The 13,772-nt window shown below is 70.7% G+C and carries 10 protein-coding genes; 2 read left to right on the top strand and 8 right to left on the bottom strand.

Features of this window, described 5'->3' with window-relative positions; all coding sequences use genetic code 11:
* Positions 1 to 47: 47 nt before the first annotated feature.
* The 5 genes from HCN51_RS54525 to HCN51_RS54545 form a co-directional block, all read right to left on the bottom strand.
* Positions 48 to 1,382 (bottom strand): hypothetical protein, encoded by a 1,335-nt coding sequence (locus tag HCN51_RS54525; protein WP_240974218.1) that lies wholly within the window; start codon positions 1,380 to 1,382, stop codon positions 48 to 50.
* A gap of 120 nt (positions 1,383 to 1,502) precedes the next feature.
* Positions 1,503 to 3,230: an arginine--tRNA ligase gene (argS, locus tag HCN51_RS54530; protein WP_168021674.1), complete on the bottom strand. Its 1,728-nt coding sequence runs from the start codon at positions 3,228 to 3,230 to the stop codon at positions 1,503 to 1,505.
* Positions 3,227 to 5,542: an HAD-IC family P-type ATPase gene (locus HCN51_RS54535; protein ID WP_346434159.1), complete on the bottom strand. Its 2,316-nt coding sequence runs from the start codon at positions 5,540 to 5,542 to the stop codon at positions 3,227 to 3,229. Before HCN51_RS54535 ends, argS begins: the two co-directional genes overlap by 4 nt.
* A gap of 130 nt (positions 5,543 to 5,672) precedes the next feature.
* Positions 5,673 to 6,692 (bottom strand): phosphate acyltransferase PlsX, encoded by a 1,020-nt coding sequence (gene plsX / locus HCN51_RS54540; protein ID WP_346434160.1) that lies wholly within the window; start codon positions 6,690 to 6,692, stop codon positions 5,673 to 5,675.
* A 112-nt stretch (positions 6,693 to 6,804) separates the two neighbouring features.
* Positions 6,805 to 7,362 carry a DUF1707 SHOCT-like domain-containing protein gene (locus tag HCN51_RS54545; RefSeq protein WP_346434161.1) on the bottom strand — a complete coding sequence of 186 codons (558 nt, stop codon included), beginning with the start codon at positions 7,360 to 7,362 and terminating at the stop codon, positions 6,805 to 6,807.
* 178 nt (positions 7,363 to 7,540) lie between these two features.
* Here HCN51_RS54545 and HCN51_RS54550 point away from each other — a divergent pair, with 178 nt between their 5' ends.
* Positions 7,541 to 8,857 (top strand): lysine 2,3-aminomutase, encoded by a 1,317-nt coding sequence (locus tag HCN51_RS54550; RefSeq protein ID WP_168021675.1) that lies wholly within the window; start codon positions 7,541 to 7,543, stop codon positions 8,855 to 8,857.
* A gap of 392 nt (positions 8,858 to 9,249) precedes the next feature.
* The gene (locus HCN51_RS54555; RefSeq protein ID WP_168021676.1) at positions 9,250 to 10,200 is read left to right on the top strand and encodes a hypothetical protein; all 951 of its coding nucleotides are present in this window, start codon (positions 9,250 to 9,252) and stop codon (positions 10,198 to 10,200) included.
* Positions 10,201 to 11,351: 1,151 nt separating this feature from the next.
* Here the strand turns inward: HCN51_RS54555 and HCN51_RS54560 are convergent.
* The 3 genes from HCN51_RS54560 to HCN51_RS54570 form a co-directional block, all read right to left on the bottom strand.
* Entirely contained in the window at positions 11,352 to 11,507 is a 156-nt protein-coding gene (locus HCN51_RS54560; protein ID WP_168021673.1) for a hypothetical protein, read from the bottom strand.
* A gap of 342 nt (positions 11,508 to 11,849) precedes the next feature.
* Complete coding sequence (locus HCN51_RS54565) at positions 11,850 to 12,716, bottom strand: ABC transporter ATP-binding protein (RefSeq protein WP_186404500.1); 867 nt, start codon at positions 12,714 to 12,716, stop codon at positions 11,850 to 11,852.
* A complete protein-coding gene (locus HCN51_RS54570; protein WP_168021677.1) occupies positions 12,709 to 13,644 on the bottom strand; it encodes an ABC transporter permease in 936 nt (311 codons plus the stop codon). Before HCN51_RS54570 ends, HCN51_RS54565 begins: the two co-directional genes overlap by 8 nt.
* Positions 13,645 to 13,772 lie beyond the last annotated feature (128 nt).

Genomic DNA, 13,772 nt, shown 5'->3' on the forward strand with positions numbered 1-13,772 from the left:
TGCGGGGAGTTCGCCGGTGGCGTCCTCCCCGCACGACCCGGCTGGGGTCAGTGGGCGGCGCGGGGGCCGCGGCGGATGAGGCGGGTGAGTTCGGCGGCGTCCTCCGCCGCCTGCTTGGCGCGGGTCTCCGACTCGCGTGCGTACGCGTGCAGCGCCCACACCGCCCCTTCGGCCAGCTCCTTCAGCTCGTTGACCTGCCCGGCGACGTAGCGGGCGTCGGCCTCGATGAGTTTGCGGCGCTGCCAGAGCTGCCAGCCGGCCAGGCCGATCATGGCGACGGCGGCGGCGGCGAGCAGGTGGGGGCCGAGGGCGGCGCCGGCGAGGCAGGCGACGCCGGCGACGATGAGGACCAGGGCGGCCCATGGCCGGCCGCGCGGCACCATGCCCTCGGTGAGGATGGACTCCTCGGCGGCGGCGAGGGAGGCGGCGTCGGGGCCTTCGGGGCGCAGGTGGATGCGGTGGCCGAGGAGCGGGACGGTGAGGGTGGCGGGTGGTTCGAGGCGGCTGTCGGCCTCCAGCTCCTCCGCCACGCCGCGCAGGATGGGCGCGGCCACGTGCAGGGCGATCGCGGCGAGGTGCGGGTCGGCGCCGGGGCGCAGGTCGTCGAGCAGGTACGAGCTGAGCGACGCCATGGGCCCGGCGGGCCCGCCCTGGCCGATGAGGGTGCGCAGCACGGCCAGCGGCTCGTCCTCGGCCCAGGCTGCCGCCGGGGTGGCGGGGTTGTTGTCGAGCGGGGCGGGCGAGTCGTGCTCCGACTGCCGGGCGGAGGTGATCTCGGCGCAGCGGCCGCGGAGCCGGGCCAGCCGGGCGGCGGCCACGGAGGGCCGGGCCAGCTCGGGGATCTCGGCCATCTCGGGGAAGTCGGCCAGGGAGGGCGGCACGACGACGGACGGCTCGCCGGGCACGAGCGCCTGCACCCACTGCTCGGGGTCGGCGTGCTCCTGGACGGCGAGGGCGTCGAGCTTGCGCAGGACGAAGATCTTGCCGGCGGGCCCGTAGGCGCCGCGGGCGGCGGCCAGCCAGAGGGAGCGCTGGCCGTGGGAGACGGGCCGGTCGAGTGACAGCTCGCCGAAGGCGGTGCCCAGCCAGGAGGCGTGGATGCGGCTGCCCTGCCCGGACACGGCCAGCGCGAGGCAGAGGAAGAGGGCGGTCTGTTGCTGGTCGCGGCCGGCGGCCCGGCTCAGCGGCTCGAGCGGGTCGTCGCCGGACAGGAGGGCGACGAGCGCTTCGAGTGCCGGGGGCAGCCAGTAGCCGGGTACGTCGCTGAAGCTCGGCGCGGCCGGAGGCGCGGTGCCCTTGGCGGCGAGGTGCGCCAGCAGCGCCTCGGCGTAGCGATGCAATTCGGTCGCTGCTTGGGGGCTCGCAGTCAGGTCCGTGCTCAAGGCAGAGAACTCCCCCATTTCGGCCTCAGTTCATGACCGCGTAAAGCCTAGCCGTTGGGGCGCGCCAACCCGGTGGAGGCGCGCCCACGACGGAACGGGAGACTTTGAGCCAACTGCCTGTTACATGCGCTCGGGGACAGGGACGCCCAGAAGGTCGAGCCCCGTCTCCAGCACCCGCAACGTCAGCGCGCACAGGGCGAGCCGCTGGTCTCGGGTCTGAGGGTCGACGCCTTCCTTGATGACCGGGCACTCCTCGTAGAACGTGCTCAGCAGGCTGGCCGTCTGGAAGAGGAACGCGCACAGCCGGTGCGGCTCGGAGGCGGCGGTGACCTGGGCGACGAGCTCGCCGAAGCCCAGCAGGTGCAGGCCGAGGGCGCGCTCGGCGGGGGCCGCGAGCACGATGGGCGCGGTGGCGTCGGCCGGGGAGATGCCGGCCCGGCGGAAGATCGAGCGGATCCGGGCCGTCGCGTACTGCATGTAGGGGCCGGTGTTGCCGGTGGTGGCCACCATGCGGTCGAGGTCGAAGACGTATTCGCTGTCGTGGCTGACCGACAGGTCGGCGTACTTCACGGCGGCCATGCCGACGGCGTGGGCGATCTCCCGCTGGGTGGCCTCGTCGTAGCCGCGGTCCTCGATGAGCTTGGCGGCGCGGTCGATGGCCTCCTGGAGCAGGTCCATCAGCTTGACGGACTCGCCGGAGCGGGTCTTGAAGCGGCGGCCGTCGTTGCCCAGCATCATGCCGATGCGCACGTGCTCGGCCTGGACGGTGTCGGGCAGCCAGCCGGCCTCCTTGGCGGCGGCGAACACCATCTGGAAGTGCAGCGCCTGCTCGTTGCCCACGACGTAGAGGATGCGGTCGGCCTTGAGGTCGTGGACGCGGTAGCGGATGGCGGCCATGTCGGTGGTGGCGTAGCCGTAGCCGCCGTCGCTCTTCCTGATGATGAGCGGCAGCGGCTTGTCGTCGGAGCCGGTGAAGCCGGGCGGGAACACGCAGAGCGCGCCCTCGCTGAGCACGGCCGTGCCGGACGCCTCGAGGTCGTCGCAGGTCTTCTGGAGCATGGGGTTGTACATGCTCTCGCCGGCGATGTCGGCGTCGGTCAGGGTGACGCCGAGCACGTCGTAGACCTTGTTGAAGAAGCGCACGGTGGCGTCCATGAACACGTGCCACAGGCGCAGCGTGTCGGGGTCGCCCGACTGCAGGGTGCTCACCCGCGCGCGGGCGCGCGTCTTGAACGCCTCGTCGCCGTCGAACTTGGCCCGCGCCGCCTGGTAGAACTCGGTGCCCTGGCCGGCCTCCAGCTGCGCGACCGCGGCCGGCTCGCCGATGTCGAGCAGGTGCTCGATGAGCATGCCGAACGGGGTGCCCCAGTCGCCCAGGTGGTTTTGCCTGATGACCTTGTTGCCGAGGTGCTCGTGCAGGCGGGCCAGCGAGTCGCCGACGATCGTGGTGCGCAGGTGGCCGACGTGCATCTCCTTGGCCGCGTTCGGCGCGGAGTAGTCGATCACGACGGTCTGAGCGGGCGTGACCGTGCCGACGCCGAGGCGCGGGTCGGCCAGCATCTGCCGGGCCTCGGACTCGACCCACGCGTCGCTGAGCGTGATGTTGAGGAAGCCGGGGCCGCTGACCTCGACCGTGCCGGGGAAGTCGGACAGCTCGGCGGTGATCGCCTCGGCGACCTCCCGCGGGGACCGTCGCAGGCGCTTGGCCAGGCTCATCGCGACGTTCGCCTGGAAGTCGGCGAACTGGGAGGGCCGGATCAGCGGGTCTGCGTCGGCGTGCTCGGGGCCGAACGCGCGGGCCAGCGCCTGCTGGACGCGCTCGGTGAGCACAATCTGCGGGTCGGTCATGGTCTAAGGGTACCGGCGAGCTTGACCGCGCCGCTTATCATGAGCGCCGCCACGACCGAGATGCCGGCGGCGGTCAGGTCGTTGCCGAGGTCGCCCGGCTCGAGGGCGAAGAACTCCCTGACGAACGGCAGCGCCATGCCGATGACGAACAGCACCGCCATGCCCCCGACGAGCAGCACCCGCCACCAGTTGAGCGGCCTGGCGATGAGCACGAGCACCCACCAGGTGGTGAGGAAGAGCGTGATCACGGCCGCCGTCTGGTTCTCCAGGAGGCTGGCGGCGCCGTTGTGCGCGGCCCAGAACGACACCAGCACCGCCGCCGCGCACAGCACCCCGGCCGGTACGGCGAAGCGCAGCACCCGCCGCACGAAGCCGGGCTTGGACCGCTCAAGGGTGGGCGCCAGCGCGAGGAAGAACGCCGGTATGCCGATGACGAGGGCGTTGACGAGGGTCGAGTGCCGTGGCGCGAACGGGAAGGCCACCCCCGCGACGCCGACGAGCAGCGACAGGACGATCGCGTAGAACGTCTTGGTGAGGAACAGGTTGGAGACCCGTTCGATGTTGGCCAGCACCCGCCGGCCCTCGCCCACGACGTGTGGCAGCGTGGCGAACCGGTCGTCGAGCAGCACGACCTGCGCGACGGCCTTGGTGGCGGGGCTGCCCGCGCCCATGGCGATGCCGAGGTCGGCGTCCTTGAGCGCGAGCACGTCGTTGACGCCGTCGCCGGTCATGGCCACGGTGTGGCCGCGGGCCTGGAGCGCGGCCACGAACTCGCGCTTCTGCTGCGGGCTGACCCGGCCGAAGACGGTGTGGGTGTCGAGCAGCTCGCCGAGCTTGGCGGGGTCGTCGTGGGGGAGGGTGCGAGCGTCGATGGAGCGCTCGCCGCCGGGGATGCCGAGGCCGGTCGCGATGGCGGAGACCGCCAGCGGGTTGTCACCCGAGATGATCTTGAGGGTGACGCCCTGCTTGGCGAAGTACCCGAGCGTCTCGCGGGCGTCCGGCCGGACGCGCTGGTCGAGCGTGACGAGCGCGACCGGCTCCACCTCCGCCTGGCCGCTCTCGGTGCCCGGCAAGGAGTCGGTACGGCACAGCGCCAGCACCCGCGTGCCCGTGGCGGCCAGCTCGGTGGCCTGGTCGAGGCAGGCGCCGCCGCTCAGCAGCACGTCGGGGGCACCCAGCACCCAGGCGCCGTGCTCGCCGAAGTCGGCCCCGCTCCACTTGCGCGCCGAGGAGAACGGGACGGTCGAGCGGGCCGTCCACCCTTCGGGGGCGGCGGGGTGGCGGGCCCTGATGGCCTCGGCGGTGGCGTTGGGCCGCTCGTCCAGGTTGGCCAGGGCCGCCAGCGCCTGATCCGCGGCGGGGTCGTCGCTGACGGGCAGGACCTCGCCGAGGTCCATCCCGCCCGCGGTGAGCGTGCCCGTCTTGTCCAGGCAGAGCACGTCGACCCTGGCCAGGCCCTCGATCGCGGGCAGTTCCTGCACCAGGACCTTGCGCCGGCCCAGGCGGACGACGCCGACGGCGAACGCGATGGAGGTCATCAGCACCAGACCCTCGGGGATCATGGTGACGATGCCCGCGACGGCGCCGGTGACGGCGGTGCGCAGGTCGGCGGAGTTGTGCAGCTGGCTGTAGATCAGCAGGGCGCCGATCGGGATGACCAGCCAGGTGATGTACTTGATGAAGTTCGAGACGCCCGCGCGCAGCTCGGAGTGGGCGAGGTGGAACTTGCTGGCCTCCTCGGCCAGCTTCGCCGCGTACGCGTCGGTGCCGACCCGCGTCGCCACGAACGCGCCCGACCCGGCCACCGCGAAGCTGCCCGACAGCACCTGGTCGCCCTGCTGCTTGTGCACGGGGTCGGCCTCGCCGGTCAGCAGCGACTCGTCGATCTCCAGGCCGTCGGAGTGCACGACCTCACCGTCCACGAGCAGCCGGTCGCCGGGGCCGAGCAGGATGAGGTCGCCGAGGACCACCTCGTGGGGGTGGATCTCGCGTTCCGCGCCGTCGCGGCGCACGCGTACGGGAGCCTCGTTGATCACGGCGAGGCGGTCGAGCGTGCGCTTGGCCCGTAGCTCCTGGACGATGCCGATGAGCGCGTTGGCCACGATGACCAGCCCGAACAGGCCGTCCTGCCACTCACCGAAGATCAGGATGAGTGCCCAGAGCACGCCGATGACGAGGTTGAACAGGGTGAAGACGTTCGCCCTGAGGATCGCGCTCAGCGAGCGGCTGGAGCGGCGCGGGATGTGGTTCGCCTTCGCCTTGGCCACCTGCTCGGAGGTGAGCCCGTGGGCCACCGAGATGAGCCCGTCCACATAAGCCCCCGTTTCTGCGGATCGGTCTCACACCTTAGAGGTTCCTGAGAAGCGGGGGGAGGTACTTGAGTCGGGTCTTCGTGACCTCCTGAAGGAGGAGATCCGCCGCGCGACGGCCCTGACCTGCGCGTCACCACAGCCGGTGGGAGCGGCCCCCGGCGGACATGCGTTCGCCGATCGCGGACACCACTCCGGCGGCCGACAGGTCCGCGGCCAGCCGGCAGGCCGCGCTGATGCCCTGCGCCTTGGACGCGCCGTGCGCGATGACGACGGTGCCGTTCAGCCCGAGCAGCACCGCGCCGCCGTGCGCCTCCGGGTCGAGGCGGCGGCGCAGCTCGCGCAGGCGCGAGCGCTGCATGGCGGCGCCGAGGCGGGCCAGCCTGCTCTCGCTGACCGCCTCCCGCAGCTCGGCGAACGCGTAGCGGACCGCGCCCTCCATGGTCTTCAGCGCCACGTTCCCGGTGAAACCGTCGGTGGTGATGACGTCGACCTTGCCGGTCAGCAGGTCGTGGCCCTCGACGTTGCCGGCGAAGTTGATGCCGGGGGAGCCCTGCAGCAGCTCGTGCGCGCGCCTGACCAGCTTGTCGCCCTTCTCGGCCTCGCTGCCGATGGTGAGCAGGCCGACCTTGGGGTCGGTGATGCCGTGCGCGAGCTCCGCGTACGTGGCTCCGAGGTGCGCGAACTGCACCAGCATCTCCGGCTTGACCTCGGCGTTCGCGCCCGCGTCGAGGAGCACGGCGGGGGCGGGCAGCGTGGGCAGGTCCACGGCGATGGCCGGCCTGAGCACGCCCTGCTGGCCCTTCAGGCGGAGCCTGCCGGTGGTCACGATGCCCGCCGTCGACCCGGCGGACACGACGGCGCAGGCGTCGCCGCGGCGGACGAGGTGGCAGGCGATCGCGATGCTGGAGCGGGGGCGGCGCAGGCTGGCCAGCGCGCCCTCGTCCATCTCCAGCGCCTCCTCGGCGCGGACGATCGGCACCTCTTTGGTGGCGTCGTGGTCGGCCAGCGCCTCGTAGAGGACGCGCGGGGAGCCGACGAGCACGACGGGCAGGCCGCGCTCCCGCACGGCGTGCACGGCCCCGGCCACGATCTCGTGCGGCGCGTGGTCGCCGCCCATGGCGTCGAGCGCCACTGGCCTGCTCTCGGACACTGCTCACCTCGTACGGCATCGAGCCCGCCGCCACGGCTTCGGCCGGTTCGCGGGCTCGGTACGTCCGCACGCAGGCAAGGCAGGTGCCAGGGTAACCGGCGGGTAGGACCGGCTAGTGCAGGTTCCAGTCGTCCTTGCCCCGGGTGACGATCACCTTGGAGAACTTCGACGCCCCCGTGAGCCGGATCAGCGGCCCGTCCACCTCGGAGCCCGCCGTCACGTTCCGCTTGCCGAACAGGGAGCTGCCCTCGTCGATGACGTGGGCGTCTTCGGGCACCCGCACGATCATCTTGCTGAACCGCGCGCTGGTCTCGATCGTGATCTCGCGGCCGGGCAGCACGGCGTCGGACAGGTCGATGACGAGCGCCCCGAACCGGGCGGACAGCCGCAGGTGCCGGGAGGCGACCCACCGCCCCTTGCGCACGACCTTGCTGAACTTGGAGCTGATCACCTGCCGCTCGATCGCGGCGGGCACGTCGGACGCGGACACCTGGGGCAGGTCCCGGGTGAGGGGCACGAGCTCGCTCATCGTCTTGGCCGTGTAGGCCACGTCGAGGCGGTCGGCGTGCTCGATGGTGGTGAGTCTTCCCGTGGCGAGTGCCTCTGCCAGCACGGCGGCCACGCGGTCGCGGTCGGCGTCTGAGGCGCGCAGGTCCGGATCGTCGGTCACGAAAAATCAGTGTACGCCCATACGCGATATGTCGCGAGTGCCCTCAAACCTCAAGGAAAACTTGGAGCCCAGCGGAACCGCGAACGCGGGCGGGCGCGTCCGGGTATTAAGAACCGTAGACGCGCGACAGGGTCGTGAGGTTTACACCCGATCGAACAAAAAAGATGGGAACGGCCTAGTGATCTTGAACCAAGCAGGCACGCGACGTTTCCGGGCGTACACGTCCAAGCACCTCGACCAGCTCCTGCAGCGCGCGGGGCTGGGGGACGACGAGCGGCTCAAGGTGCGCGCCGTCGCCACGGTGCTGCCCTTCCGGACGAACGCCTATGTCGTCGATGAACTCATAGATTGGTCGGCCGCGCCCGACGACCCCATGTACCGACTTGTCTTCCCACAGGAGGACATGCTGCCCGCGGCAGACGTGGCCAGGCTGGCCGACCTGCTGAAGGCGGAGGCGCCGAACGCCGAGATCCAGGCCGAGGCCAACCGCGTACGCGCACAGCTCAACCCGCATCCCGCCGGCCAGAAGGAGCTGAACGTCCCCAAGATCGGGGACGAGCCCGTCCCCGGCATGCAGCACAAATATCCGGAAACCGTGCTGATCTTTCCCAAGCAGGGGCAGACCTGTCACGCCTACTGCACCTACTGCTTCCGGTGGGCGCAGTTCGTCGGCGACGCGGACCTCAAGTTCGCCTCCGACGACATCGAGCAGATGGCCGGCTACATCCGCCGGCATCCCGAGGTCACCAGCGTGCTGATCACCGGCGGCGACGCCATGATCATGGGCGAGCCGGTGATCAGGCGCTACATCGAGCCGCTGCTGGAGCTCGACCAGCTCGAATCCATCAGGATCGGCACCAAGGCGCTGGCCTACTGGCCGCAGCGCTTCACCACCGATCCCGACGCCGACGACACGCTCCGCCTGTTCGAGCAGGTCGTCAAGGCGGGCAAGAACCTCGCGTTCATGGCCCACTTCTCGCACCCGCGCGAGCTGGAATCCCCGCTCGTCGAGTCGGCCGTCCAACGCATCCTCGGCAGCGGCGCCACGATCAGGACCCAGGCGCCGCTCATCAGATCCATCAACGACGACCCCGCCGTGTGGTCGGGCATGTGGCGGCGCCAGCTCAGAATGGGGTTGATCCCCTACTACATGTTCGTCGAGCGCGACACCGGGCCCCAGGACTACTTCGCGGTCCCGCTGGCGCGCGCGTACGAGATCTTCCGGGACGCGTACTCCGCCGTGTCCGGGCTCTGCCGCACGGTGCGCGGGCCCTCCATGTCGGCCACGCCGGGCAAGGTGTGCGTGGACGGCGTCATGGAAGTCGCCGGGGAGCAGGTGTTCGTGCTCCACTTCATCCAGGCCCGAGACCCCTCGCTCGTGGGGCGGCCGTTCTTCGCGCGCTACGACCCGTCCGCCGTGTGGCTGACGGACCTGCGCCCGGCCTTCGCCGAACGTTTCCCGTTCGAGGCGGCGGACGCCCTCCTGACCGTCTGACCCGGCCGCGCGCGTCCACCGCGACCGGAGAATTTCCGGGCCCCGGCCTGTGAACATTTGTTTTCGCGACCCTTTGTTCACGGACTGCCGGGGCCCTCTTACGTGCACCGGCGAGTCGCGCACAATATCGGAAACAAGACCCGCCTATTTCCCGTTTTGTGCCGCCGCTCAACACTCCCCCTTTACTCGGTAACCGGGCTGCAAACCCCTGCTACATGGGGATTCATGCGCCTGCGGCCGATCAAGCCGAGTGATAGAACTGCTTGCGTAGCTCAGCCGTAGCGACACGCTTCGTGTGGTGCCCATAGCGCGTCCGCAACGGCATACGGGGGTTATCGATTCGCATTTCCACCGCATTCGAGAGCGATCGATCACGAGCCGGGAAGGCAATCATGAATCGAGTAGTCAAGGCGGCGCTGGCCGTCACAGCATTCGGCTTGGCGGCGGCGGCGATGGCCGTGCCGGCACAGGCGGAAGTCCAATACAACACCGCCAGGTACGTTCCGATCGACGGCCTGGGCGGAGGCACCATTGCCGGCGCCGACCCGCTCGGCGGGCTGCTCAGCAGCCTCGTCGGCGGCGGGGGCGGCCTGCTCGGCGCCCTCGGCGGCGGCGCCAAGTCCGGCGCCGCGTCGGGCGGCCAGATGTCCGAGGTCGAGCGTGACATCGCCAGCGAGAACCAGGCGGAGAGCGACGGCACCACGGCCAACGCGGCCGAGGACGTCACCGCCGACGGCGGCCCGCTGCCCGAGCTGTCGCCCATCGTCAGCAGCCTCAGCAGCGTCCCGCTCGGCGGCGGCGGCCTGACCGAGTCCCTGCCCCTTCTGGGCGCCTCCCGCATGGCGATGCCCTCGGTCAAGGGCGGCAAGCAGGCCCAGGGCGACGTCCTGGGCGGCGCGATGGCCGGCACGGTCGGCTCGTCCTTCGAGAGCGCGGTCAGCTCCCTGAGCGGCACCAACCTGCTGCCCGTCTCCGGCGGCGCCGCCACGACCAAGACCATGGCGAGCAGCTCCCAGGGCCTCGGCAACTTCTCCGCCGACGCCCTCCTGGGCGGGGTCACGGAAGCCACGTGGCGCGCGCTCCCGCACACCGCGGGCCGCCAGCTCGCCCCGGCGATCGGCCAGGTGACGCCCGCCGAGATGGCGCCGGTCGTCCAGGCGCTGCCCGGCACCACCCAGGCCGCCTCGATGGACGAGCTGGCCCCGCTGGTGGAGGACACCTCCGCCTTCGTCGAAGGCCGCGGCGTGCAGACCGCCGGCGCCTACGGCGACCTGATCACCGCCCTCGGCTGGACCACCGACGCGCTGACGAGCTCGGTACGGGGCAGCGCGGCCCGCGACTAGTCGCCGCACTGGGCTCGCGACCAGGCACTCCTAGAAACGCGGCTGGACACACCTGAGCTCATGGCCGGGCACTCCCTGATGCGCGGCTAGGCGCGGCTTCCGGGACGGTGACCCGGGCCATGACCTCCAGGTTCGTGACCGGACGCGGCTCCTGGACGCGACCCCCAGGTTCGCGACTGGGCCGTGATGGAGGCGCTGACGAGCGCGGCCTCCCAAGACACCGGCCAGGACGGTTCGCGGGTGTCCTAGGTGCCGACACCCGGGCACCGGCCTGGTGGTGACGCGGGCGGCCGGCTCGCTCGCCCCAGCAGTCCCCTGACGGCGAACCCCATCGACCGGGACACGCCCTCCGACGGGCCTCATCGGCCGTTGCTCCACCTGAGGTCGGGGGATCCCCTGATCTGGGCCCTCTTCGCTAGAGGTCTGGGTTTCCCCTGATCCGGCCAGGGCCCGGAGGTCCACGCGCACCGCGGGACCTCCAGGTCGCACTGGCGTGGTCTCCGGGCCGGGGTCCCTTCGACGGGGACGCCGTCGCACCGATGCGGCAGGCCGCGCGGGCGCCCTTTAGGTGCCGGGCGCCCGCGGCACTGGCGCGCGTAGGTTACGAGTCCGCCGCCACGTAGGGGGCGGGCTCAAGTCGGGCCTGGGCGGACGCGCCCTCGCCTCGGGGCGCACATGGCGCCGCCACTGCAGGGCAGCGGCGCCACGCCCCACAGCGCCACCGGCCCCACCCCGGGGCCGGTGGCGCCCTTCTTTCCGGGGGTTTTCCGGCGGTCTTTCCGACGGAGGATCTTTCCGGCGGCGGGCCTTTCTTGTGGCGGGTCTTTTCTCGCCTGCTCGCCCACAACCCCACCCATACTTCACGGCACGGCCGAGGTCACCGCCACCCGCCGCACGTGGCTGATGGCCTCCAGGAATACGCCCGCTGACCGCCACGTGGCCGGCCGCCGTGACGCGCGCCCACTTGACCGTCCGCGGGGTAGAAGCGTTGCCCGGACACCGAGGGTAGAAGCGTCGCCCGGACAGCCCCCGGCACTCGACGGCGGGCTCCTGTAGGGCCTTGCGGTGCCTGAGTGGCCCCAGGAAGGGGTGGGACGGCCCTCTCGGGCTCCAACGCCTCAGGCGGCCCTCCAGGGCGCTGCGGGCGGGTCTCAGGGGAGGCGGACGCCGGTGCGGCGGGCGATCTGGGCCTGCAGCCGGGCCATCTGCCAGTGCAACTCGAGAAGCTGCTCGGCGAGCTGCATCCTAGGAATCTCGGCCACGTCCTCGATGGCCAGGTGGTCGATCGCGGCCGCAAGCTCTCCCATCGCGCGCCCCCACTCCATCACCGTTCCCCGGATCGAATTGACGTTCGAATCCTATCGGAACGGCAGGCTCGGTGTCAGTCTTTTACCCCTCCAGTCGCCGGGCGTTTCGCACACCTGACCGAATGGGTGCCGACGCCCACCTCGACGGTCAAGGCGGGCTCGCGTAGCGGCGGGTCACCACTGAAGGGTCAGAGGCCGTTTCCCTGGAGGGCCGTCAGCCGGAGTGCGGCGGGTGGCGGGCCACGGCAGCGCGTAAAGGATGGGTGGAAGCCCGGGACGGCGGGGGAGCGACGCGCGGGGGAGAGGAAGCAAAAGGCCGGTCGCAAGAGATGCGACCGGCGATCAGCCCTTGTTGTAGGCGGCGATGACTTCCTTGGGGTCGCCGTCCATCTTGATCTTGCCCTTGTGCAGCCAGATCACCCGGTTGCACGTCTGCTCGATCACCCGCAGGTCGTGCGCGACCAGGAACACCGTGCCGGCCGACTCGCGGATCTGCCGGATGCGCTCCTCGCTCTTCTTCCTGAACTCCCGGTCGCCCGTCGCCAGCGCCTCGTCGATGAGCAGGACGTCGTGGGTCTTGGCGGAGGAGATGGCGAAGCGCAGGCGGGCGCCCATGCCGGAGGAGTAGGTGGACATCGGCAGCTGGACGAACTCGTCGATGCCGGAGAAGTCGACGATCTCCTGGTACTTCTCCTTGACCTCGGCGGGCGTCATGCCCATGGCGTAGCAGCCGAGGACGATGTTGCGCTCGCCGGTCAGCTCGCGCATGAGGGCCGCGTTGACGCCGAGCAGCGAGGGCTGGCCGTCGGTGTAGACGGCGCCCTTGTGCGGGGGCAGCAGGCCCGCGATGGCGCGCAGCAGCGTGGACTTGCCCGAGCCGTTGCGCCCCACGATGCCGATGGCGTCGCCGTGGTAGGCCACGAAGGTCACGCCCTTGACGGCGTGGACCTCCTTCATCTGCGGCCGCCCCTGGCGCCTGAGGATGCGCGTGAGGGCGTTGACCGCGTTGCCCTTCTCGGCCTCCGAGGCGGCCCCGTAGACGCGGTAGACGATGTGGAGATCGTCGACGATGACGGTGGGAGTGCCTGTGGGGACGTCGAGGGGCCGCTTGCCCGGGGGCTCCGGGTTGGGATGCACTCTCACATCCTTGCCGGGGTCGGCGGGCTTGTCGCCCTTCACCTGTGACAGCTCCTTGGTCAGTTCAGCCACGCCCGTACCTCTCCTCGGACCGCCAGAAGTACCAGAAGCCGAAGCCGAGTGCGAACACCGCCCAGAATACGCAAGACACCAACACCATCGTCGGCGGGTGGTGCCCATAGGTGGTGTTGTAGCTCGGGATGAGAATCTCGCGCATCCACTCGATGTAGGAGGCGGCCGGGTTGAGATACATCACGTCGGCCACCCACTGGGGCAGCCCCGCGGCGCCCACCACCTTGGCCTGGATGGAGAAGAACACGCCGGAGGCGTAGAGCCAGGTGCGGGTGATGAACGGCAGGAGCTGGTTGAGGTCGCGCATCTGGGCGCCGAGCCGGGCGACCACCAGGCCGGCGCCGACGTTGAAGAGCGTCTGCAGCAGGAGCACCACCGGGATCATGAGCCAGTACCAGGTGGGCCACTCGCCGGTGGCGGCCACGAGGACCAGCAGGACGCCCATGGAGATGGCCAGCTGCTGGAGCTCCTGGATGGTGTACGCGAGCGGGAGCGAGGCCCTGGGGAAGTGCAGGGCCCGGATCATCGACAGGTTGCCGGAGATCGACTTCGCGCCCGCGGTCACCGTGCGCTGCGTGTAGGTGAAGATGAACATCCCCGTGAGCAGGAACGCGGGGTAGTTCTGGATGCCCTTGCCGCCGCCCAGGATGACCCCGAACATCACGAAGTAGATGCCGGCGTTGAGCAGCGGCGTCAGCACCTGCCACAGCTGGCCGAGTGCCGAGCTGGAGTATTTCGTGACGTTGCGCGAGGTCGCGTACGTCAGGATGAAGTGTCGGCGCTGCCACAGCAGGCGCAGGTAGACAGGGAACCTCGGCCGCGCGATGGCACGGCGAAGCCCGTATCTCTTGGCGAGCTTGGCCAGCGGCTCCTGCCCGCTTCGGCCGCCCGCCTGGGCGTCCGCGACAGCGGATTCCGGCTGGCTCATGGCAAGGACTCTATTGGATCCCGGTCGGTGGGGTGCCTGTCGTACGGGTTGACGACGGACAGTTGGACAGACTGTTGGACGGAGTCTTCGGACGCTGGGTTCCAAGGCGTCGTCAAGACCTGCTCAAC

Origin of the sequence: Nonomuraea composti, assembly GCF_012034275.1 — a bacterium.
Classification (GTDB): domain Bacteria; phylum Actinomycetota; class Actinomycetes; order Streptosporangiales; family Streptosporangiaceae; genus Nonomuraea; species Nonomuraea composti.

Bases quoted from the DNA above. Each gene is read 5' to 3' on its own strand.
- argS (WP_168021674.1), bottom strand. From the start codon at position 3,230: ATGACCGACCCGCAGATTGTGCTCACCGAGCGCGTCCAGCAGGCGCTG.
- HCN51_RS54555 (WP_168021676.1), top strand. From the start codon at position 9,250: ATGAATCGAGTAGTCAAGGCGGCGCTGGCCGTCACAGCATTCGGCTTG.
- HCN51_RS54560 (WP_168021673.1), bottom strand. From the start codon at position 11,507: ATGGGAGAGCTTGCGGCCGCGATCGACCACCTGGCCATCGAGGACGTG.
- HCN51_RS54570 (WP_168021677.1), bottom strand. From the start codon at position 13,644: ATGAGCCAGCCGGAATCCGCTGTCGCGGACGCCCAGGCGGGCGGCCGA.